Annotated in this window: 15 protein-coding genes; 9 read left to right on the forward strand and 6 right to left on the reverse strand. The window is 51.9% G+C overall.

What is annotated here, in order from left to right; translation table 11 throughout:
• Nucleotides 1–51 precede the first annotated feature (51 nt).
• Nucleotides 52–2,214: a HEAT repeat domain-containing protein gene (locus tag KJB30_RS15010; protein WP_214300776.1), complete on the forward strand. Its 2,163-nt coding sequence runs from the start codon at nucleotides 52–54 to the stop codon at nucleotides 2,212–2,214.
• Nucleotides 2,211–3,359, forward strand: a complete 1,149-nt coding sequence (locus KJB30_RS15015) for an HD-GYP domain-containing protein (RefSeq protein ID WP_214300779.1) — start codon at nucleotides 2,211–2,213, stop codon at nucleotides 3,357–3,359. Before KJB30_RS15010 ends, KJB30_RS15015 begins: the two co-directional genes overlap by 4 nt.
• An 81-nt stretch (nucleotides 3,360–3,440) precedes the next feature.
• Here KJB30_RS15015 and KJB30_RS15020 read toward each other — a convergent pair whose 3' ends face one another.
• The 4 genes from KJB30_RS15020 to KJB30_RS15035 form a co-directional block, all read right to left on the reverse strand.
• Nucleotides 3,441–4,385 (reverse strand): YbgA family protein, encoded by a 945-nt coding sequence (locus KJB30_RS15020; protein ID WP_214300781.1) that lies wholly within the window; start codon nucleotides 4,383–4,385, stop codon nucleotides 3,441–3,443.
• A complete protein-coding gene (gene recN, locus KJB30_RS15025; protein WP_214300784.1) occupies nucleotides 4,382–6,049 on the reverse strand; it encodes a DNA repair protein RecN in 1,668 nt (555 codons plus the stop codon). The genes KJB30_RS15020 and recN overlap by 4 nt, the downstream gene beginning before the upstream one ends.
• A 75-nt stretch (nucleotides 6,050–6,124) precedes the next feature.
• Complete coding sequence (locus KJB30_RS15030; RefSeq protein ID WP_214300787.1) at nucleotides 6,125–6,988, reverse strand: NAD(+)/NADH kinase; 864 nt, start codon at nucleotides 6,986–6,988, stop codon at nucleotides 6,125–6,127.
• Nucleotides 6,989–6,991: 3 nt separating this feature from the next.
• A complete protein-coding gene (locus tag KJB30_RS15035; RefSeq protein ID WP_214300790.1) occupies nucleotides 6,992–9,676 on the reverse strand; it encodes a valine--tRNA ligase in 2,685 nt (894 codons plus the stop codon).
• Between the two features lie 224 nt (nucleotides 9,677–9,900).
• Between KJB30_RS15035 and KJB30_RS15040 the strand changes: the two genes are divergently transcribed.
• Together KJB30_RS15040 and KJB30_RS15045 are read left to right on the forward strand one after the other, a co-directional pair.
• Nucleotides 9,901–10,941 (forward strand): cytochrome-c peroxidase, encoded by a 1,041-nt coding sequence (locus KJB30_RS15040; RefSeq protein WP_496198537.1) that lies wholly within the window; start codon nucleotides 9,901–9,903, stop codon nucleotides 10,939–10,941.
• 162 nt (nucleotides 10,942–11,103) lie between these two features.
• Nucleotides 11,104–13,140 carry a bacteriohemerythrin gene (locus KJB30_RS15045; RefSeq protein WP_214300793.1) on the forward strand — a complete coding sequence of 679 codons (2,037 nt, stop codon included), beginning with the start codon at nucleotides 11,104–11,106 and terminating at the stop codon, nucleotides 13,138–13,140.
• An 85-nt stretch (nucleotides 13,141–13,225) separates the two neighbouring features.
• Here the strand turns inward: KJB30_RS15045 and KJB30_RS15050 are convergent, their stop codons facing one another.
• Both KJB30_RS15050 and trpE read right to left on the reverse strand, forming a co-directional pair.
• The gene (locus KJB30_RS15050) at nucleotides 13,226–13,795 is read right to left on the reverse strand and encodes an anthranilate synthase component II (protein ID WP_214300795.1); all 570 of its coding nucleotides are present in this window, start codon (nucleotides 13,793–13,795) and stop codon (nucleotides 13,226–13,228) included.
• On the reverse strand, nucleotides 13,796–15,271 hold the full coding sequence (gene trpE / locus KJB30_RS15055; RefSeq protein WP_214300797.1) for an anthranilate synthase component I: 1,476 nt from the start codon (nucleotides 15,269–15,271) through the stop codon (nucleotides 13,796–13,798).
• 168 nt (nucleotides 15,272–15,439) lie between these two features.
• Between trpE and KJB30_RS15060 the strand changes: the two genes are divergently transcribed.
• The 5 genes from KJB30_RS15060 to pyk all read left to right on the forward strand — a co-directional run bounded on the left by KJB30_RS15060 (nucleotide 15,440) and on the right by pyk (nucleotide 23,714).
• Complete coding sequence (locus tag KJB30_RS15060; RefSeq protein ID WP_214300799.1) at nucleotides 15,440–17,149, forward strand: tetratricopeptide repeat protein; 1,710 nt, start codon at nucleotides 15,440–15,442, stop codon at nucleotides 17,147–17,149.
• Entirely contained in the window at nucleotides 17,146–18,771 is a 1,626-nt protein-coding gene (locus KJB30_RS15065) for a peptide-binding protein (protein ID WP_246545723.1), read from the forward strand. Before KJB30_RS15060 ends, KJB30_RS15065 begins: the two co-directional genes overlap by 4 nt.
• A gap of 81 nt (nucleotides 18,772–18,852) precedes the next feature.
• Complete coding sequence (lpdA, locus tag KJB30_RS15070; protein ID WP_214300802.1) at nucleotides 18,853–20,298, forward strand: dihydrolipoyl dehydrogenase; 1,446 nt, start codon at nucleotides 18,853–18,855, stop codon at nucleotides 20,296–20,298.
• A gap of 23 nt (nucleotides 20,299–20,321) precedes the next feature.
• Nucleotides 20,322–22,259: an aconitate hydratase gene (locus KJB30_RS15075; protein WP_214300805.1), complete on the forward strand. Its 1,938-nt coding sequence runs from the start codon at nucleotides 20,322–20,324 to the stop codon at nucleotides 22,257–22,259.
• Nucleotides 22,260–22,271: 12 nt separating this feature from the next.
• The gene (pyk, locus tag KJB30_RS15080; RefSeq protein WP_214300807.1) at nucleotides 22,272–23,714 is read left to right on the forward strand and encodes a pyruvate kinase; all 1,443 of its coding nucleotides are present in this window, start codon (nucleotides 22,272–22,274) and stop codon (nucleotides 23,712–23,714) included.
• The last annotated feature ends 226 nt before the right edge of the window (nucleotides 23,715–23,940 follow it).

The following is a 23,940-nucleotide window of genomic DNA, read 5'->3' on the forward strand; positions in this document are numbered from 1 at the left end:
AGATCGGGTATAGTTCTAAATTAGAATAACATTCCCCCAAAGAGAACCTTCATGGATAACCGGCCATCAGGCATGCACATCGCCGTAGACACCCATATGCTCTCAGGTCTGCTCATCGACCTGAACATCGCCCGTCGCAATGCCCGTTCCTATCCCAAGGGGCACCCGATCATCCTTGCCTCTCTTCAAAAAGTTCTCTCCAGCTATACTCTCCTCATGCAGTCAAACAGTGAAATAGCCATCGGTGTGGCCCGGGATATGCTGATGGTAGAGGGAACTTCCTTCGATAAAAATAATCCGGTCTTCCGCGACTTCGCACGCGTTCTCTTTGAACTGGGTATAGCGACTCTGGTGCTGCGCCCTGGAGTCAGCCTGGAAGAATTGAGGAATTTCATCCTTCTGCTGGGGCTCAAACGTGAAGAGGTCCACAAACATGGCGGCATCGAAAATCTCTGGCTCAAGGCCCGTATCGCCACACTTTCGGTTCGTCCTGTCCGTTACGATCTCTTTACTGCTACCGATGAGAATACGATTGTGGCTGAAGCAAGACCGGATCGGGAGGGGACTCTCTGGGAACGATTTGCCCGGCATGTCCAGAACAGTGCGGGGGGGGAGGAGTCAGAGGAAAGTTTTGATCCTGAACTGGTTGCTGCGATCTTGAACGGTCAGCATGACCACCGTCTCAGGGCCGACAGCTCCGCCGACGTCGACATGCTTGCGGATCTGGCGCGCCACCTTGGGTCCGCCCATGCCGGCGACCCAGCAGATGAGAGTTCAATGGGTAAGCTGGGCACTCTTGTCAGCAGGCTCAATCCCGAGTTGCGGCGGCAGTTCCTGAACAGCTCATTTTCCGGCAGTAACCAGAGTCAGGCTGCCCAGGCACTGGTAGCCAATCTCTCCACCGATACTGTCCTGGAGATCCTGGAGGACGTGAATACCAAACGCACCAGTATGCCTCCGGTGATCATGGGCATGCTCCAGCGTCTTGCAGAGCAGGGCGACCAGCACCGCCCATCTGTGGGTGAGGGGGGTATTGGTGCCCACGATCCCGATGTGGAAAAAATCAGGACCCTTTTTAGTGAACATGTTACGGAGGATTTTACTCCAGATGAATACCAACAGAAACTGAACAGGATCATGGCGACTGCTACGCTGCCTCGCTTGCAGGGCGAGACAGTGGATGAGCTGATGGAAACCCTGCAACCCCATTTTGTGGAGAGCCGCATCAGCGAGATCATTCTGCAGGTCGTGATGGCAGAGCCGGGTGACGATGGCGGTGTGAATTCCCTGGCTGCATATATGGGTGATTTGTGCGGCTATTTTCTTGAAACCGGGGAGTATGAAAAACTGCTTGATGTGATGCGCCAGTCCTCTGAAACGGGTATGCCGCCAGCCTTTGGTCAGGCTCTGGGACGTTTGTTTTCAAGTCGGGCATTCATGCAGGAAATTCTTAATGGTTTGAAAATCTGGGGCAAACCGAGATTTGAACAGATCAGGGGCATCATTCTCCATATCGGAGAGCCCTTTATCGCTGTATTGCTTGATCAGTTAAAGGAAGAGAGCAGCATGTCTCTGCGCCGGTTCATCATGGACCGCGTGGTCGAATTCGGTCCCTTGGCACGGGACGCTGTCATCAGGCGGCTATCGGATAACAAGTGGTATTTCCTGCGCAATCTTCTGATTATTCTGCGATCGATGAATGACCCCTCCATTCTTGACCATCTGCGCCCGCTTACGGGGCATGACAACCCGCATGTTCGCCATGAGGTATTCAAGATCCTCCTTCACTACCAGGATTCAAGCGCTGAAGAGCAACTGCTTCGGGATCTGGACAATCCTGCTCCCGGTGGGCAGCTGGCCGTGGTTCCTCTTGCTGCAGCCTGTGCGTCACCGGCGGTGTTGAAGAAGCTGGTGGCTATGCTGAACCGCACCGGTTTTTCGGCTGGCGATTGTGAGCTTAAATCTGCAGTTGTCAAAGCTTTGGGAGAGATCGGCAAGGCCGAAGTGCTCCCCGAGCTGGCGAAGGTGTTGGGATCATCCTCGATGCTTCACTCGAAGCAGCTTGCCAGGCTCAAGGAGGAACTGGTCCACTCTCTGGAGTATTATCCCCATCAGATTGTAGTGCCGATCCTGCAGCGGCTGGCCAGTGGAAAAGATGAGGTGGCCCGCCAGGCAGCAGTCACCCTGCAGAAGATTAAAGGCAGACAGCTATGAGCACTACCGGACAGATGCACATAACAGGCTTTATCAGGCACCTTCTCGCGGCAACCGCCAATGCTTCCCTGTACGGCATGGCCCATCCCCAGGTCAGGCGCCTCACCAGTGACGCCTTTGAAAGCCTGCTCAAGGCGCTTGAAGATCGCCAGGCATTTTCCCTGCTGGTGATTGACAATGAGCTGGTTGTTGAAGGAGTGCCTCAGGAACAGAGCCTCTTCATGGGGCGTTTCGTGCAGATACTTACTACTCGCGGGATTGGACATGTCAAAATTTCAGCAGGCATCTCCCGGCAGGAGGTGGAGGGATTTATTGCAGGTCTCGCCCGTCAGGGGGACAGCTCTCATGGAATGGTTTCCAGCGAACATCTGCGGCTCGGCAGGGTTAAAATGCGGCAGGAGGAGGAAGGTGCCGCCGACCCGTTCAACCCTCGCATAAAAATTCCCGAAATGCCGGCCCATGAGCGCGCACATTTCATGGATATTTACGAGACTGTGAAAAAGCGTCGCAAGCTCCACATGACCGGTATATCCGAAATTGTCTCTGGGTTTGTGGATGTTTTTCGTCAGGAAGGGAAGCCGCTGATGGTCATGGCTGCTTTGCGCGAAACCGATGAATATACCTTCACCCATTCGACCAATGTTTGCATCCTGAACATGGCTCAAGCCATGGCCATGGGTATCGAGGGGCAGATGCTTAACGACATCGGCATTGCCGCCATGCTGCATGACATCGGCAAGCTCTTTGTACCGGAAGAAATTCTGGTAAAAAAAGGTTCGCTGACTCTTGATGAGATCGAGATCATGAGGAAGCACCCCACCAAGGGAGCACGCTATCTCATGGATGCTCCGGGTGTTCCCCGTTTGGCAATTTCCACCGCTTTCGAGCACCACATGAAGTTCAATTTCAATGGGTATCCCAAGGTTCCTGCCGGCTGGCAGCAGAATCTCTGCAGTCAGATGACCAACATTTCGGATGTTTTCGATGCGCTGCGGACCCGTCGGCCATACCATGAGCCGATGGAACTGCCAGAGATCGCCAATATTATGCTGAATATCATCGGCACCGACCTGCATCCGGTTTTGACCCGTAATTTTCTGAAAATAATCTCCCGGCTGATGGAAGATTTAAAGACCTCATCCTGACGCCATACATTTCCGCTAGCCCCGCATATTCCGCTCGGCGTTCTTTTCCGTCAGACTCCTAGAAGGCTGTTGAACAACCTGCTAGACATGGTTGCGCAGCATCAGTTCGGCAGGGTGGGGAGCGAGGTATATCTGTTGTTTGAGGTAGGTCTGGTCGTACTTGTGCACATAGTGCTTCAGTAGTGTCAGGGGCACGATCAGCGGCACGAGCCGGTTGTGATACTGATCGATAACGGCGAGCAGTTCCTGTTTCTCGCCTTGGTCCAGCTGTTTTTTGAAGTATCCCATGATGTGCATGAGCACATTCGTATTCTTCTTGACCGTGGCATGTAGTGCCAGGGCTTTCATGAACAGTTCTTCGTAAGCTGCAAAGAGTTCTTTTTCCGGTAGTTGATGGGGGTTGCCGACCAGGGCTCCCAGCTCGCGGTAGTATTGGGTGCTGTGGGACATGATCAAAAGTTTGTGGGCCGTGTGGAACTGCACCAGTCCATGAATGTCAGGGCTCTTCAGCAGAAAGTCTTTCCAGCGGCGATAGCTGAAAACCCGCTCGATGAAGTTTTCACGAATCTCCGCGTCGTTGAGCCGCCCCTCCTCTTCAACCGGCAAAAGCGGAAAATGCCTGACCACCGCATCGGCGAATAATCCGCGACCGGTTTTGGCTGCAACGTTGTTGTTGTACACCTTGACGCGATACAGGCCGGAGCTGGGGGAATCTTTTTTGAAAATGAAGCCGCATAGATCCTCAGATTCCAGCGCCCGCGCGCGTGCTTCGCAATAGGCAGTCATCTGCCCGGTCCTGTCGATGCGGGAGGTGCGGGTCATCAGGTGGGGATTTTCAGGGTCTCCCTCCAGGCGCATCGCCTCGCGTGGTGTCGGCAGTCCGCACTCCACTTCGGGACAGATCGGCAGGAAGTTGAAAAAGTGTCCCAACGTGTCGGTTATGTAGCGGTCATGTTTGTGGCCACCATCATAGCGGACTTCCTGGCCAAGCAGGCAGGCACTTACGCCGATTGTAATGGCTGTCATGATCTCGCCTGTGCCGCGGCGATCATTTCGCGGGCATGAGTTCTGGTGGTGTCGGTGATGGTTGTACCCCCCAGCATGCGCGCTATCTCACCGGTGCGGCTGTCGTCATCCAGAGCAATTACCGTGGTGGCGGTTCGTCCGTTGAGCACCTGTTTTTCCACCTGCAGATGGTGGTCGGCGAAAGCGGCAACTTGCGGCAGGTGGGTGATGCAGAGGACCTGCTGACTTCCAGCGACATTCTTCAGCTTGGCCCCGACCAGCTCGGATGTGGCCCCGCCGATGCCGGTGTCAACTTCGTCAAAGACCAGGGTGGGTACATCACCCTCGGGCAGCACCTGCTTGATCGCCAGCATCAGGCGCGACAGTTCGCCCCCTGAGGCGACCTTGGCAAGCGGGCGGGGAGTTTCGCCCGGGTTTGGGGAAAACAGAAACTCGACCCGTTCGTAGCCAGTGGAGCGAGGTTCAGTCAACGGTGTCAGGCCAGCTTCGATAATTGCATTCTTCATTGCCAGCTGATGAACTTCAGCCTCCAGAGATTTTTTCAGCTCTGCGGCAGCTGCACTGCGGCGTGCCGTCAGTTCCGCTCCGCATGTCTCCATTTCCGCCGCCAGATGTTGACATTCGGTTTCAAGCTGCTGACGATCCAGCTGTTGATCGGCCAAAGTCTCGAGCTCGGAGTCGATCCGCTGCTTGTATCCCAGAATTTCTTCAATAGTGGTACCGTACTTTTTCTTGAGGCGTCCGATCTGGTCGAGACGGTCGTCTGTCTGCTGCAGCGAGGCAGGGTCACTCTCAATGCGGGATGAATAATCGCGCAGGCTGATGGCCGCATCTTCAAGCTGCAGGTAGGCGCCCTCAATGGATGCGGCGGTTTCACTCAAAGTCTGATCAATAGAGGCAATTTCGGCAATGGAGGAGGAGATGCGCCGCAGTTGCCCCAGGATGGCACCTTCCCCGCCATAAAGTCGTTCAAACGCCTCGCCGCTGACGCCGCCCAGTTTTTCGGCGTTGGCCAGAAGCTGGCGCTCTTCTTCCAGATCCGTATCTTCTCCGGCTTTCAGTCCGGCTGCGGCAATCTCCTCCGACTGAAAGGAGAGCAGGTCCAGTCGGCGTGCAGCCTCACGCTCTTCCTCATCCAGGTGTTCCAGGCGCCGTTTGAGAACCTGGAGCCGTCCGTGGATTTCGGAAAATTTCTCACGCAAAGGGATGCAGCCGGCAAAGGTATCCAGCAGCAGCAGCTGGTTGTCCGGCCTGAGCAGGGTCTGGGATTCGTGCTGCCCGTAGATGTTGATCAGGCGGCGGGAAATATCGGTCAGCAGGGACAGGGTGGCCATGTTGCCGTTGATGAAGATGCGGTTCTTTCCGGCGCGGGAGATGGAACGCTTGATGAGCAGTTCACCGTCGCATTCGAAGCCCGATTCCTCGAGCAGCTGCCGCAATTCCTGTCGTTCCCCAACATCGAAGAGTGCCTCTACGCTGGCTTCTTCCTCCCCGGAGCGAATCAGGTCAGCCGAGGCGCGACCTCCCATGATCAGACCGACTGCATCGATGATGATGGATTTGCCAGCCCCTGTTTCACCGGTCAGCATGGTCAGTCCCCGGCCGAAGGAGAGGTGCAGTGAATCAATGATGGCAATATTGGTAATGGACAGATCGGTCAGCATGGCGGCAGTTCTCCCGGAGAGGTACGGAAAACCCTAAAGGTTTTAAAAACCTTTAGGGTTTAGATTTGGACTACGCTAACGCTCCCCCCACTTCAGTTTCGTACGCAGGATTTCAAAATAGTCCTTGCTGCGGGACATGACCAGGGCTGTGGTTTTGAGTGCCCGCCGAATCTCGACCGAGTCTCCCTCCTTCAGTTCGAAACCGACCTGGCCATCCAGGGTCAGGTACACATTTTCATCAAAGGATGAGGTGACGGTCACTGAGACGATCGAATCATCAGTGATCACAATCGGGCGATTGGTCAGGGTGTGGGGACAGATTGGAGTGATGACGATACAGCTCATCAGCGGCTGGATGATGGGGCCGCCGGCGGCCATGGAATAACCGGTAGAGCCTGTCGGAGTGGAAATGATCAGTCCGTCCCCCTTGTATGTGGTCAGAAAATGACGGTTTACCCTGGTTTCAAGATCAACAATGCGTGCCAAGGCTCCCTTATTGATGACCACGTCATTAAGCACATGACATTTCTCGATTGCCTTTCCTTCACGGTGGAGTGTCACTTCCAGCATCATGCGCTCGGAGACACGGGGATTGCCCTCCAGGCAGCGCTCCAGGCGTGGATAAAGCTCCTCCAGGGTTATTTCAGTCAGAAAGCCGAGGCTGCCCAGATTGACTCCGAGAATGGGGACATCTCTTCCACTGAAGAGACGGGCGACGGAAATAAGGGTGCCGTCGCCGCCCAACACCACCACCAGTTCGGCCTGGTCGCGGATCTCTTCCTGGGGAATCCCCTTCTGATTGCTGATGTGACGAGCCAGATGTTCGTCCACCAACGGAGCACAGCCCCGCTCCTCGAGCCAGCTGACCAGCTCGTTAGCCACTACCTGACAGCGCGGATCGTGCATTTTCGCAAATATGGCAACATTGTGAAGGGTCATTATCTATACCTTTAACTTGACAATCTTTTGCAGGCTTTCCTCCAGAACCTGTTTCTTGTCGGTCACTTCGGCCAGTTTTTGTCGCTCTTTAGCAACGACATCCGCCGGTGCGCGATCAACAAAGCTGGGGTTGGACAGCTTTTTGGAGAACATCTCGATCTCTTTCTCGATCTTGGCAATCTCCTTTAACAGGCGCTTTTCCTCTTCCTCTACATTTACCAGTCCCTTGAGCGGCACGTAAATCTGAATGTCTCCTGCAACCTGGATGGAAGCATCTTCCGGCTTTTCAACCTCCTGCCCGATGGCAAGGTCGGATATGCGGGCCAGGCTGATTATGGCTGCTTCGTTGTGCTTCATGAGCCGCAGACTGTCTCCGCCGGCACAGGAGAGGATGACCGCAATCTGCTTTGAGGGTGGAACTTCCATCTCCCCGCGGATGTTACGGATACCGCTGATCACCGCCATCACCCGCTCCATATCGGCGGCCGCCTGGGGAAAGGAGTGGCTGTCGCTGTACGAGGGGTACTCTGCCAGCATGATGGTGGCCGTGCCCTGATCCCCGGTGCCCGGTCCCTGTCTCTTCGGCAACGCCTGCCAGATCTCTTCGGTGATGAAGGGCATGAAGGGGTGCAGCAGCCGCAGCAGGTTCTCAAGCGTGTACCAGAGCACATACTGGACGGTCTGCTTGCGCTCGGGGGTCCCGTTATACAGGTCCTGCTTGGAAAGCTCGAGATACCAGTCGCAGAACTCGCTCCAGGTGAACTGGTACAGCGCCATGGCACTTTCGTTGTAACGATAGCCGGTCAGCGTTTCATCAACCATCCGGCAGGTTTCATTCAGGCGGTGCAGGATCCACTGGTCGCCCTGGGAGTATTTCAGCTCCGCCGGATTGATGGATGAAGGATCGAAACCTTCCAGGTTCATCAGGGTGAAGCGGGCGGCATTCCAGACTTTGTTGCAGAAGTTGCGGTATCCGGAGATGCGCTCTTCGGCCAGCTTGATGTCACGCCCCTGGGCGGCGAAGGCGGCCAGGGTAAAGCGGAAGGCATCGGTGCCGTACTGGTCGATCACAGTCAAAGGATCGATGACATTGCCTTTGGATTTTGACATTTTCTGGCCCTGAGCGTCGCGCACAAGGGCATGGATGTAGACATCCCTGAATGGCACTTCGTCCATAAAGTGCAGTCCCATCATCATCATCCGGGCCACCCAGAAGAAGAGGATGTCGAAGCCCGTTATCAGGCACGAGGTGGGGTAGAATGTTTTCAGTTCTTCTGTTCGGTCCGGCCAACCCATGGTGGAGAAGGGCCATAGAGCCGAAGAAAACCAGGTATCGAGCACATCGGTCTCCTGGCGGATCTCATCGCTGTTGCAGTGTGCGCAGCGGGTGGGATCTTCCATGGCAACCGTGACTTTTCCGCAGTGGTCGCAAAACCACGCAGGAATGCGGTGTCCCCACCATATCTGGCGCGAGATACACCAGTCGCGGATATTCTCCATCCAGTCGTAGTAGGTGTTCTCCCACTGCTTGGGAAGGATGCGGGTTTTGCCCTCTTTGACAGCTGCCAGAGCACGCTCTGCCAGTGGAGCCACTTTGACATACCACTGCAGAGACAGATATGGTTCCACCACTGTCTTGCAACGGTAGCAGCCGCCTACCGACATGGGGTGGTCATCTGTTTTCTCCAGCAGTCCGGCCTCTTCGAGCTCGGCCACGATGCGGGTGCGGGCTGCGGGGCAATCCATCCCTTCGTACTGGTGTCCGGCAGCATTGATGATGCCCGATTCATCCAGAATGTTGATCCGGTCCAGGCCATGCCGGACTCCAACTTCGAAGTCATTGAAGTCATGGGCAGGAGTGATCTTGACCACTCCGGTACCGAACTCCCGGTCAACATATTCATCCGCAACAACCGGGATCTCCCGGTTTATCAGCGGCAGGATCACTTTTTTACCGATCAGATGCTGATAGCGCTCGTCGTCCGGATGCACTGCAACGGCCGTGTCTCCCAGCATGGTTTCCGGTCGCGTGGTAGCAACAACAACGTAACTGCCCGGTGCGCCGACAACAGGATAGCGAATGTGCCAGAGGTGCCCCTTCTTGTCCTCATGCTCGACTTCAATATCTGACAAAGCCGTATGGCAACGGGGGCACCAGTTGATCAGCCGGTTGTCGCGGTAAATCAGGCCATCTTCGAACAGTTTTACAAAGACAGTGCGTACCGCCTTTGAAAGACCCTCATCCATCGTGAAACGTTCGCGCTCCCAGTCGCAAGATGCGCCCAGACGTTTCAGCTGACCGATGATCTGGCCGCCCGATTCGGCCTTCCACTTCCAGACCCGTTCGATAAAAGCATCGCGTCCCAGTTCATGCCGGTCTTTCTTCTCTCCTGCCAGTTGGCGTTCAACCACGTTCTGGGTAGCGATACCGGCATGGTCCGTGCCGGGCATCCAGAGTACATTATATCCCTGCATGCGTTTCCATCGGCAGAGAATGTCCTGCAGGGTATTGTTGAGCGCGTGCCCCATGTGCAGGGCTCCGGTAACATTCGGGGGAGGGATGACAATACTGTATGGCTTCTTGTCCGATGTGGCTTCAGCGCGGAAGTAGCCTTTCTCCTCCCACTCGGTGTACCACCTTTTTTCAACGTCATGGGGCTCGTAGCCTTTGGCAAGTTCCTTGTTCATGGGTGCTGGTTACCTTTTTATCTGGGATCTGAGGATTTTTGTAAGTCAGCTACTATAAAAAAAAGAGGTGGATTATGCAACCTCCCCTTTCACAAAGAGCTTCACTATGTTTTTTAAAAGCGATTTTATTATAAAATATTTTAATTTATTCTTGACACTGCATGTGCTGTACGTAGTATTTGTAGTCGAGCAGTTTCACTATTTTTCACGCAGAGGAGGACTTCATGATGCGGAAAGTTACCTTGGCTCTTATTCTGACGTTAACTGCTGGAGCGGCCCACTCTTTTGCTGCGGAAGATCTGCAGGCCAGTGCAAAAGCTTTGTTCAAACCCATACCGACCAAGCCGCCTGTGATGAAAGGAAATCCGGCCACACCTGCAAAAATTGATCTGGGTGCAAAGCTGTATTTTGATCCGAGACTTTCCAAGTCGCAGCTGATCAGCTGTAATACCTGTCATAACGTAGGACTGGGGGGTGCTGATCTGCAGGAAACCTCCACCGGGCATGGCTGGCAGAAAGGGCCGCGCAATGCGCCCACCGTGCTGAATTCCGTGTTCAATATTGCCCAGTTCTGGGATGGGCGGGCCAAGGATCTGGCTGAACAGGCCAAAGGTCCGGTGCAGGCTTCGGTGGAAATGAATGCCACGCCTGAACTGGTGCTGAAGACGCTCAACAGCATGCCCGGCTATGTGAAGGCTTTCAAGGCCGCTTTCCCGGCAGATAAAGATCCGGTTACTTTCGATAACATGGCCAAGGCTATCGAAGTGTATGAGGCAACACTGATTACCCCCAACGCTCCCTTTGATCAGTATCTGAAAGGGAGCCGGACAGCTCTGAATTCAAATCAGACAAAAGGATTGAAACTGTTCATTGATAAAGGCTGTGTTACCTGTCATGGAGGTCGCAATCTTGGCGGGGGCGGCTACTATCCTTTCGGGGTTGTCAGCAAGCCGGTGGAAAGCATCTTGCCGCGCGGGGACAAGGGGCGTTTCAAGGTGACCAATACTGCCAGTGACGAATATGTTTTCAGATCACCTTCCCTGCGCAATGTTGCCATTACCGCCCCATACTTTCATTCGGGGGTGGTATGGAGCTTGAAAGAGGCGGTGGCTGTCATGGGCTCTGCCCAGTTCGGCATCCAGCTCTCTTCGGATGAGACTGATGCCATCACCGCCTTCCTGGGAAGCCTGACAGGACAGCAGCCAAAAGTGGTTCATCCCCTGCTGCCGATCAGCACAGATACGACCCCTCATCCGGTTTTGTAGAAGTGGTTTTACAGCAGAATGGCAACGGCCCCCGGTGGTGACATCCGGGGGCTTTTTTTATGTCTGTAGCCATGTCAGATACAACTTGATCTTTTTGGAAGAGAGTATAAAGTACACTCCTTAATGAAGAAACATCCGTCGAAATAACAGGAGGCCCGGATCATGTTTAGCCACTTCAGCATCGCCACTAAAATGATAGCTACCTTTCTCGCCATCATCGTGCTCACGACCCTGGTGGGCATTTTCGCCATAGTCCAGAACGGGCGTTTGCTCTCCAGCGCCAAGAGCATTTCCGACAATGATATCCCCAGCATCCAGGCTATCACGGCAATCGATGGCCTTGTGGGGAGTCATCGGCGTGGGGAGATGCTGATGCTGCTGGCTACGGACAAGGAAGCCCAGGAAAAGTATCTCAAGCGTAACGATGAGACGGTTGAAAAACTCGGGAAAGAGCAGGCGGTCTACGAAAAGCTGCTGGATACCGAAGCGGAGAAGAAGGGGTACGCAGAATTCAAGACTGCCTGGGGTGCGTATCTGGCCGAGTATCCGAAAATCAAGGAACTGGTGCTGCAGAACAAGTCGCGTGAAGATGTGGCTGCTGTTGTGATGGGGGGCTCAAGTACATCTTTCAATCAGTCTCTGAAGGCTTTGGATTCGCTGAAGAAGCTCATCATCGAACAGTCCGGTCGTGAAAACGCCAGGGCTGTAGGGATTGCCCAGACTACGCGCAACTGGATCATTGCCCTGCTGTGTCTGAGCGTGCTGATCGGAACTGCCATGGTATTGTTTTTTGCCCGGGCAATCAGTGCCCCTCTGAAGCGGCTTACTACAGATGCTGAACAGGTCGCTTCCGGTGATCTCGGGGTTATCGTTCAGGTTGAGTCACAGGATGAGATCGGACAGCTGGCCACCTCATTCGAAAAGATGGTCAACAATCTGAGAGAGATGATCGGTATGCTGGCCGATTCCTCCTCGCAGGTGTCTGAATCTTCATCAGAGATGGAGGCGAATGCGGTCAGAATGGCCGAGGGGGCAGAGGTTGTTGCAGGCCAGGCCATCACCGTGGCGACTGCCAGTGAAGAAATGTCCGCTACTTCCGGCGATATTGCCCAGAACTGTCAGATGGCGGCGGAAAGTGCCCAGAGAGCAGATCAGGCAGCGGTACATGGCGCAGCTGTGGTTGAAAAATCAATCAAGGTCATGCACCGCATTGCCGAGAGAGTTCAGTCATCTGCAGCAACTGTGGAAGAACTTGGCAGGCGCAGCGACCAGATCGGTTCCATTATCAGTACTATCGAAGATATCGCTGACCAGACAAATCTGCTCGCTTTGAATGCCGCTATCGAAGCGGCCCGGGCAGGGGAGCAGGGCAGGGGATTCGCAGTCGTAGCCGATGAAGTGCGTGCTCTGGCAGAACGGACAACCAAGGCTACCCGTGAGATTGGCCTGATGATCAAGGCAATCCAGCAGGAAACTAAAACTGCTGTGGCAGCGATGGAGGAGGGGGTGGCAGAGGTTGAGCAGGGCACCGAGGAGGCTGCGCGTTCGGGAGAGGCCTTGTCACGCATTCAGGATGAAATTAATGCCGTGAACTTGCAGGTGCAGCAGATAGCTACTGCAGCAGAGGAGCAGACCGCTACCACCAGCGAGATCAGCAGCAATATTCACCAGATCACCGATGTCGCACAGAATACCGTGGAGGGCGCACGTAAAACCTCATCGACTGCGCAGCATCTTTCCCGGCTGGCTGTGGAACTGGAAAGACTCGTAGGACAGTTTAAGCTGGCTGGGTCGGGCAAGCTGATCAACTGGAGCCCCAGTTACAGTGTCGGCGTTGCAGCTATGGACAAGGAACATCAGCGCCTGATCGACATTATCAACAACCTGTATTCCTCCATGCGCTCTGGTCGCGGCAACGGTGCCATCGGCACCATCCTTGATGAACTGGTTAATTATACTAAGAATCATTTTGCCAATGAAGAGCGTTTGATGCGGGAGGTCAATTACACCGGCTTTGATGAGCAGAAACGCGCTCATGAGGCACTGATTGGGCAGGTTGTTGAAATTCAGGGCAAGTTCAAGGCTGGCACTGCTTTAAGTCAGGAGGTGCTGAGCTTTTTGAAAAGCTGGCTGGTGAACCACATTCAGGGAATGGACAAGGGCTATTCAACAGCCATGCAGAAGAAGGGCATACGGTAGAAGCATCGCCATAAAATGATCTGCAAATGCAAAGGCCGCCCCCGAAGAACCGGAGCGGCCTTTGCTTTTGAATAAGCAGTATGTTTTATGCGCTGATGCGCAGGAAATTGGCCAGGATGTCCATCCCTCTTTCGGTGAGGATGGATTCCGGGTGAAATTGCACTCCCCATAAGGGGAATTCCCGGTGGCTCATGCCCATGATCTCGCCATTTTCAACCCAGGCAGTCACGTCGAAGCAGTCGGGCAGGCTGGAGCGTTCTACGATCAGCGAGTGGTAGCGGGTGGCCTGGAAAGGATTCGGCAGATCGGTAAAGAGGTCAGTGCCGGTATGATGGATAGGTGAAGTTTTGCCGTGCATCAGGGAGACACTGCGGATAACCTTGCCGCCAAAAGCCGCTCCCATGGCCTGATGCCCGAGACATACGCCTAAAATGGGAATCTTGCCTGCAAAGTGTTTGATGGCTGAAACCGATATGCCCGCCTCTTCGGGTGAACAGGGGCCGGGGGAGATCACCAGGCGCTCCGGTTTGAGGGCTTCAATTTCTTCCAGAGTGATTTTGTCGTTGCGATACACATGTACATCCTGACCCAACTGGCCGAAATACTGGACTATGTTGTATGTAAAAGAGTCGTAATTGTCGATCATCATCAGCATCTATATCAATCCTCCTTCTGCAATCTCAATTGCCTTCAGGGCAGCCATGCCTTTGTTGACCGTTTCCTGCCATTCCGAGCCAGGGTCGGAATCGGCAACGATGCCGGCGCCGGCCTGGAGGTGGACCAAACCATCCTTGATGACCAGGGTGCGGATCGCAATAGCCAGATCCATGTTGCCGGAAAAGGAAAAATACCCGGCTGCGCCGCCGTAGACTTCGCGACGTACCGGTTCCAGTTCATCAATGATCTGCATGGCGCGAACTTTGGGGGCTCCTGAAAGGGTGCCTGCGGGAAAGGTTGCCCGCACCAGGTCAAAAGCATCACGATCTTCCTGCAATGTCCCCTGTACGTTCGAAACTATGTGCATCACGTGGGAATAGCGCTCGATGATCATCAGTTCCGAAACGGAAACGGTGCCGGTGCGGCAGACCCGACCGAGATCGTTTCTTCCAAGATCAACCAGCATGACATGTTCGGCCCGTTCTTTAGGATCTGCCAGCAGCTCTTCTGCAAGGCGCACATCATCTTCTGGCGTGGTGCCGCGGGGACGGGTGCCGGCAATTGGACGAAGTTCTACGCGCTGTCCCTCTTTGCGAACCATGACCTCAGGTGAGGCACCTGCGATGACGGTGTCATCAAGGCGCAGGAAAAACATGTAGGGGGACGGATTGAGGGTGCGCAGTACGCGGTAGACATCGAAAGGATCTGCTGAAAGCGGGCCGCTGAAACGCTGGGAAAGAACAATCTGGATGATATCTCCCGATCGGACATATTCCTGTGCCTTTCTAACGGAAGCCTCGAAATCTTCACGGCTGACGTTGGAATGGAGCTTGGTGCGGATGGCTGTTGGCGCGGTCGTCCCTGATGGAAGCGGTGTGCGCAGACGTTTGATGATGCTGTTTATGTTTTCAGTGGCAATCTGGTATGCCTGTTCAGGAGGAATGCCACCGTCAAGATGGGCATTGGAGACAACCTTTATCTTCTGGTTTACATTGTCAAAAATAACAATGGTGTCTGTGATCAGGAAGTAGGAGTCATAGGCGTCAATAATTGCCGGTTTCTCAGTGGCCAGGGATTCGAAATGCCGAACCATGTCATAGCCGAGATAGCCAACCGCGCCGCCGAAAAAACGCGGCAGTCCTTCCACTTCTACCGGTGTAAAGCGACCGAGGATATCCCGGATGCAGGCCAGTGGATCATCACTGGTCAATGTGGTGACGGCATCATTCTCCAGAATTTCAACAGTTGTACCCTTTGAACGTATGATCAGTGATGGGCTGGAACCGAGAAAGCTGTACCGTGCCCATTTTTCCCCCCCCTCGATACTCTCCAGCAGAAACGAAAAGCGACCATCATCCAGCTTTTTAAAAGCCGTCACCGGTGTATCCATGTCGGCCATTATCTCTTGGTAGACAGGTATCAGGTTGCCTTCTCGGGACAACTCGAGAAAAGTTGCGTAGTCAGGAAAGACCATGACGACTCCAAGCATTTGAAATTTAAAAATAATATAACTAGCATAGGCCGTGGATTGGTGTCAAGGTCGCAGCAGGTACAGGATAGTTGTACGGCAGGATATTGATTTGACGCTCATCTGCATTCATGTTAGATTTTAAAACATTTTCCATGAACGGACTGTTACCTGATGCAACTTTTTTTGACCATACTGCTGTGCCTCTCCACAATTGTTTCGTGTGCCACACTCAGTGACACGAAACCTGCCGGTTCCCCTTCACCTACCGCTGTTCAAGATGGCCATGCCCGCGCGCTCTATCTGTATTCTCGTGCCAGGCTGGCAACTTTAGAGGGTGACTATCCGGGAGCAATGAACATGCTCCGCGATGCCATTGAACTGGATCCATCTTCGGCTTATCTCAATACGGCTGCCGCCGAAATCAAGCTCAAGATCGGGCAGGTTCCCGAAGCGCTCGAATATATCAGCAAGGCCATCAAGCTCGATCCCAATGCACCAGGACCCTATCTGATGGCCGGTGTTTTGATGGCCACGGCCGGAAAGGACTGGGAGGCCGCAGAGCATCTTCGCAAGGCAATCAAGCTCGATCCGACCAAGGAAGAGGCCTATCTTCATCTGGCTGTTTCGCTGACAAGGCTGTTTGAATACGAGGAGGCTGTCAGCACTCTCAAAGCATTGGTAAAATTAAATCCGGACTCCGCCTTGGGGTACTACTATCTAGGGCGTACCTATAGTCAAATGAAGCTATATCGCGATGCAACCGGGTTTTTCAAAAAAACTCTTGAACTGCGTCCGGACTTCAGCCAGGCATCCATTGATATGGCCGCTTCTTTCGAGGCTCTTGGGGATTATTCGAAGGCAATTGAAATATACCGGGGTCTTCTGGATGAGGAGGACAGTAATCGTACTGCAATCCTTCAGCGATTGATCCAGTTGCTCATTCAGCAGCGAAGGTTTGAGGAAGCTCTGAAATATTTGTATCTGTCGGTGGATTCCGGTCTGGGTGGACAGGAAACCATGCGAAAGATAGGGCTGATTCAGCTCGAACTCGAAAAATATGATGAGGCGATCACCGTTTTTGATGAACTGCTCCAGAAAGACCCTGAAGCTCATCATATAAGGCTTTATCTCGGTATTGCCTATGAAGAGAAGGATGAGCTGGATCGTGCCTATACCGAGTTCGCTAAAATTCCAAGTGGATCTTCAGCCCACATTGAAGCAGTTGGCCACATGGCTTTCATTCTTAAGGAGAAGGGCCGGACTGAAGCGGCCATAGCAATGCTCCGCAATGCCATTGCCACCGACCCGACCCAGATCGAGCTCTATCTCAATCTGTCATCACTGTATGAATCGGCCGAGCAGCCGCAAACTGCTCTTGACCTGCTCTCTTCTGTAGAGAAAAGATTTTCCGGAGATCCCCGTTTCTATTTCAGGCTCGGCGTGCTTCTGGATAAGCTGGGGAAAAAACAGGAATCAATCCTCGCTATGAAAAAAGTGCTCACTTTGAGCCCAAAAGATGCACAAGCGCTTAATTTCCTCGGTTATTCTTACGCTGAACTTGGCGAAAATCTTGATGAGGCTCTAGGTTACATCAAGCAGGCGGTGGAGATACGTCCCAATGACGGTTTCATACTTGATAGCCTCGGCTGGGTCTATTTCAAAATGAAAAAGTATGATGATGCTGTGCGTCAACTTGAGGAAGCGGCTCGGCTGGTTGACGATGATTCAACCATACTGGAGCATTTGGGTGATGCCTATGCTGCGCGACGCGAGCATAGAAAAGCTCTGAAACAGTACAAAAAAGCCCTTGAAATGGATCCCGATCGCAAAGATCTTGTAATCAAGATTCATAAACTAAAAGGGGAGCAGGGTGAGCGATGAGCCGGTGGTGCTGGAAAAAGCTGCTTGTGATGGTGTGTCTGCTTATTCTGTGTGCCTGCTCCAACTCATCACCTCCTGAAGTAAAACATCGTGAGTCTGTTACAGTCCCTGCAACTGGGGATGCAATTATTGAAGGAACCATTGGAGAAGCTTCCACACTGATTCCTTTGCTGGCCTCTGATGCATCATCACACGCTGTGGCAGGACAGATCTATAATGGTCTGATCAAATATGATAAGAACCTTGTCATCACAGGAGATCTTGCGGAATCCTATGATATCTCCCCGGATGGCTTGATCATCACCTTTCATCTCCGCAAGGGTGTTGTCTGGCATGATAAGGCACCCTTTACCTCACGCGATGTTCTCTATACCTATCGGGTTGTTGTTGATCCGGCCACCCCCACCGCTTACGCCGAGGATTTCAAGCAAGTCAAAGCAATAACAGCCCCTGATGATCACACTGTCAAAGTAACCTATGCCAACCCCTTTGCCCCTGCTCTTGCTTCGTGGGGTATGAATATCCTCCCTGCCCACCTTTTAGAAGGAAAAGACATTACCAAAAGCCTGTTGGCCCGTAATCCCGTTGGTACAGGTCCATATCGATTCAAAGAGTGGATCGCCGGTCAGAAAATTGTGCTTGAAGCCAACAAAGACTATTTTGAAGGGCGTCCTTATATTGACCGCTACATCTATCGTATCATTCCCGATTCATCCACCATGTACATGGAACTTAAAGCTGGTGCCATCGATCTGATGGGCTTGACGCCGGTTCAGTATGCCCGCCAAACCAATTCATCGGATTTTACTTCACGCTTCAACAAATACCGTTACCCTTCATCGGGATATGTGTATATGGGCTACAACCTTCGCCACCCGCTCTTTAAGGACAGGCGGATCAGACAAGCAGTAACAGCTGCGATCAACAAGGATGAGCTGATTCATGGGGTGCTTTTCGGTATGGGCCAGAAAGCCCATGGTCCAATTGTGCCTGGTCGTTGGGCTTATAATCCTTATGTAAAGGATATCGCCTATGATCCGCAGCATGCCATGCAGTTACTGGCCCAGGCAGGTTGGAAGGAGAAGAACAGTGACGGCTTCTTGGTGAAGGACGGTAGGCCTTTTACTTTTACCATTTTAACAAACCAAGGGAATCAGCAACGATTAATGACCGCCCAGATTGTACAACAGCGGCTACGGACCATCGGCATCGAGGTTAAAATTCGCATAGTGGAATGGGCCACTTTTCTTAAGGAGTTCGTTGACAAGGGGAAATTTGATGTGGTGATGCTTGGCTGGAGTATTTCTCAGGACCCTGACATGTACGATATCTGGCATTCCAGCAAGACTAATACTGGAGAATTGAATTTTATTGGATTTAAGAACGCCGAGGTGGATCGTTTGCTGGTGGAAGGCCGCAGCACCTTTGATATCGAGAAAAGGAAGAAAGCATATTTCAGAATTCAGGAGATTCTTGCTGAAGAACAGCCCTATACATTTTTGTATGTGCCTGATGCTCTGCCCGTGGTGAATGCACGTATTCGTGGAATCGAACCTGCACCAGCCGGTATCGGGCACAATCAGATAAAGTGGTTTGTGCCCAAAAGCGAGCAAGTTTATTGAAATGTGGAGTATGAGGTTTTGACACAGCAGGCAAAAAAGGATGATGTAGTATAATTAGATATGAAATTTGGGGGTGATCCCGTGCCTGAACAACAGTTTGACCTGATCATAATTGGAGCAGGCCCAGGCGGATATGTGGCGGCTATCCGCGCTGCACAGCTGGGGATGAAGGTGGCGGTGGTTGAAAAGAGGTCTGCACTGGGCGGGGTCTGTCTGAATGAAGGCTGTATACCCAGCAAGGCTCTCCTTGATTCCAGCGATCTTTTCGCACTTGCACGTGACCATTTTTTCGCCCACGGCATCATTATAGATGCCCCTCGTCTCGACTTAAGCGAGATGATGAGACGTAAAGGAGATGTAGTTAAAAAACTGACTGACGGCATTTCCTATCTCTTTAAAAAGAGAGGTATTCAGCATTTTCATGGGATTGCCCGGCTCATGGGTGCGGGTACAGACGGTATGCACGAAGTTTCCGTTGCACAAACAGGGGAACAATCGGCTCCGGCTGAGCTCTCTCAAGGTGCTTTGGTTATTCGAGCTCCAAAAGTAATACTCGCAGTAGGCAGTGAAGCATCAGCGCTGCCGGGCATTCCATTTGATGGGCAGGTGGTTGTATCAGCCAGAGAGGCACTGTCATTTGAACAGTTACCGGAACATTTGATTATAGCTGGTGGTGGTTTTATCGGTCTTGAACTTGGTTCAGTCTGGCGCCGTCTTGGATCAAAGGTGACGGTGATGGAAATGATGCCCCAAATCCTGCCTTCAATGGATCGTCAGACAGCTGATCTTATTTATCGTTCTTTGCGCAAACAGGGCATTCAGTTCAAGCTTGAAACCCGCATAACCGGCATGCGCAGAATAGGTACAAAAGCTCTCGTGCAATATGACAGCGGTTCCGGGAATGAGGAGATTGATTGTGATCGAATCCTGGTGGCCACCGGACGCAGACCTGTTGCCAAAGAGCTCGGATTGGAAGAACTGGGAATTCAGCTCGATGAAAAAGGATGGCTTATCGTTGATTCTGATTATCAGACATCTGTGGGTGGTATTTATGCCATTGGAGACAGTATCCCAGGTCCCATGCTTGCTCACAAGGCTTCGGAGGAGGGCGTGGTATGCGTTGAGCGCATGGCCGGTCAAGCTTCTGTCGTTGAATATGATTTCATACCGGGTGTGATCTACACCGATCCTGAGGGAGCTACCGTTGGGAAGACCGAGGAGCAACTCAGGCAGTCAGGCATCCCCTACAAGGTGGGACGCTTTAATTTCTCCGGCAGTGGTCGTGCACGCTGCTTGGATCAGACTGACGGGCTGGTAAAAATACTTGCACATGCAGATACTGACAGAATTCTCGGTGTACATATCGTTGGACCAAGAGCTTCCGAGTTGATTGCCGAGGCAGTCGCGGTGATGAGTTTCGGGGGGACATCGCGGGATATTGCCTTGATATGCCATGCTCATCCGACTCTTGCTGAGGCAATCAAGGAAGCTGCTCTGGATGTACACAAAGAGGCCATTCACGCCTGAGAGACATTAAAACGGAGGTGGTTATGGCAAAAAATGTTGCAACCAAAGTGCTCGAAAGTCATCTGGCAGAGGGAGAGCTTATTCCAGGTAAAGAAATATCCCTCACCATTGATCACACCCTTTTGCAGGATGCTACCGGAACGATGGCGATGTTGGAATTCATCGCAATGGGGCTTCCCAGGGTCAAAGTTGATCTGGCGGCCCAGTACATTGATCATAACCTGCTGCAGACAGATTATAAAAATGCTGATGATCATGCATTCCTGACTTCGGCAGCAATGAAATTCGGCATTCATCTTTCCAAGCCAGGCAATGGTGTTTCACATCAAGTACACCTGGAGCGTTTTGGAGTTCCGGGCAAAACCTTGCTTGGTGCGGATTCGCACACTCCCACAGCAGCGGGGCTTTCCATGCTGGCTATCGGGGCGGGTGGCCTTGACGTGGCTCTTGCCATGGCGGGACATTCATTCAGCCTGCCATGTCCAAAAATTATGGGGGTGAAACTGACGGGAAAACTCCCGGAATGGGTTTCCGGCAAGGATGTGATTCTTGAAATGCTGCGGCGCCATACGGTCAAGGGTGGGGTAGGCAAGATAATTGAGTACTACGGTCCAGGAGTCGCAACCCTTTCCGTCACCGATCGGGCAACTATCGGAAATATGGGAGCAGAGCTTGGAGCGACTTCTTCGATTTTTCCATCTGATGAGCGGACCCGGGAGTTTCTTGTTTCCCAAGGGCGTGGTGAGTGCTGGTCACCTTTGGTTGCCGATGAAGGGGCTTTGTACGACGAGTACGACGAAATAGATCTTTCCTCCTTACAGCCTTTGATTGCCTGCCCCTCATCGCCTGATAACGTAGTTCCGGTAGCGGATGTTGCAGGGGTGAAAGTTGACCAGGTGCTGGTAGGAAGTTCCGTTAATTCTTCTTTTCGCGATCTGATGACTGTTTGTCGAGTATTGGAAGGTCAACGAGTCGCCCCTGGTGTCTCGTTCCATATAAACCCGGGAAGTCGACAAGTATTGGAAAATGTGGCGGATCAGGGGGGGATAGTTTCTCTGCTGATGGCCGGAGCAATTATCCATCAGTCAGGCTGCCTGGGTTGCATAGGCATGGGGCAGGCTCCAGGAACAAATCAGATATCATTGCGCACGTTCCCTCGCAATTTTCCTGGGCGCAGTGGGACAAAGGATGACAAAGTCTATCTATGTTCCCCTGAAACTGCTGCTGCTGCGGGTATACATGGTGTCATTACCGATCCGCGACGTCTAGGTGACATAAAATCCTATCCTGCGGTACAGAATCCGGAAAGATACCTGCTTGATGATTCCGGAATCATCTATCCTTTGGAGGAAACTGATAATATAGAAATTATTACAGGTCCCAATATTGTTTCGTTTCCAGATTTTGAACCACTTCCGGATAACCTGTCGGTGAAAGTAGTAAGTGTGCTTGGTGATAACATAACTACTGATCACATCATGCCGGCCGGCAATAAGGTGCTGCCGTTACGCAGCAACATACCGGCAATTAGTGAACATGTATTTGAACAGATTGATCCCGATTTTCCTGCACGAGCTCGTGGATTTGGAAATGGTGCGATTATAGCTGGAGAAAATTATGGTCAGGGATCTTCCCGCGAGCATGCCGCCATTGCTCCGCGTTATCTTGGAATCCGTGTGAAGATTGCCAAGAGTTTTGCAAGAATTCATAAAGCGAATCTTGTTAACTTCGGAATTCTGCCATTGGTTTTTAAAGATTCGGCTGATTATGGACGTTTTCAGGCAGGAGAGGATTTTTCTATTCCTGATGTACGTAAACAGATCAAAAGCGGATTGTCAGAGCTTCGTGTTTTTGTTGGAGGCGTTGAAATTATTACCTTGCTTGATGTGTCCGATCGGCAGCGTCAGGAGCTATTGGCTGGCGGTACCTTAAATTTTGTGAAAAGCGGTTCAAAACCATAGTAAGGAGCAGCAATGTTAAAAGAAGTCCGCAAGACAAAAATCGTAGCAACTCTTGGTCCGGTTAGTTCTTCATCAAAAATGCTTCAGAAGCTTATCCTGGCAGGTGCTGATATTTTTAGATTGAATTTTTCTCACGGGGAAAACAGTGAAAAAAAGGAATTGATTGATCGTATACGAGAAGTTTCGGCGCGTATGGGACGGGACGTGGGGATCCTTGCTGACCTGCAGGGGCCTAAAATTCGAACCGGCAAGATGAAAGACAATGTGATGCCTCTTTTGAAAGGTCAAGAGGTTACCATTACAACTGCCAATATCCTGGGCGAAAAGGGAATAATACCTACTATCTATAAAGAATTACCGCGGGATGTACGTCCCGGTAGCAGAATTCTTTTGGATGATGGTTTGCTGGAACTTAAAGTTTTATCTGTAAAGGGAGAAGAAGTTTTATGCCAGGTAGTTACGGGTGGTGAGCTGAAAAACAATAAGGGTATCAATCTTCCAGGAGTGAAAGTCTCTGCTCCCTCTCTGACAGATAAGGACCGTAAGGACCTTGATTTTTGTCTTGGCGAATCTATTGATTTTATAGCACTTTCATTTGTGCGGACTGCCGAAGATGTGGAGGAGTTGAAGCGACTGATTTCAGCTAGTGGCCGGCAGATCCCGATTATCGCCAAAATTGAAAAGCCGGAAGCTATGCGTAACTTCGCTAAAATTCTCAAGGCTGCCGATGCAATTATGGTCGCTCGTGGGGATTTGGGAGTAGAGGTCCAGGCAGAGAAGGTGCCTGTTTTTCAGAAAAAAATCATTGAAGCCTGTAATCAGGCAGGTAAGCCTGTAATTACTGCAACGCAAATGCTCGACTCAATGATCAAAAATCCGAGGCCAACTCGAGCAGAAACCTCTGATGTCGCCAATGCGATTATTGACGGCACTGATGCAGTAATGCTTTCCGGTGAAACAGCCAGCGGCGACTATCCGCTACAAGCAGTTGAAACAATGGCTAAGGTGGCAGTTGATATTGAGCAAAGTGGCTTCATGCGTCGTCCGGTGCATGGGCCCGATCTTTCCAGGGGTATTTCCCGGGCTGTAGCTGAATCCGCTTGTAGTGCGGCCGCTGGGCTCAATGCAAAAGCTATTGTTGTATTTACCCAGTCCGGCCGTACAGCCGGGCTTATCTCTTATTTCCGGCCAACCATTCCTATTATTGCTTTCACAAACTGTGCTGAAATTCGCAGGCGAGTATCCCTGTTCTGGGGGGTCCGCTGTACAGAAATAGGAATAATGGAAAATACTGATCAGCAAATATTTGAAGTAGAGAAAATATTACTCTCTTCCGGCTTCCGCAAAGAAGACCTTATAGTAATAACAATGGGCACGCCCATTGAGACCCGAGGGTCTACCAACCTGATGAAAGTCCATTCTCTGGGCTCTCATGGTTTTTACGAAATTTTCTAAATTCCTGAAAAAGGTGGATTTTTAAAAAAGGTTTCTTTTGAACAATCTTTTTCTTTGACAGGGGCACAATGTCGTGTTAGAAACTGAGTCCCTTTTGAGGAAACCGGTTTTTAGGGGTTTCCTGGGCAGACAAGAAAATTTGTCTGGTTAAAAAAAGAAGTTGACACATTGAGATAGTTTTGTTAGTTTGTTCGTCTTGACTGAGTGTCTGGTCTTTGAAAACCGA

This window comes from Pelotalea chapellei (assembly GCF_018531195.1).
Lineage (GTDB): Bacteria > Desulfobacterota > Desulfuromonadia > Geobacterales > Pseudopelobacteraceae > Pelotalea > Pelotalea chapellei.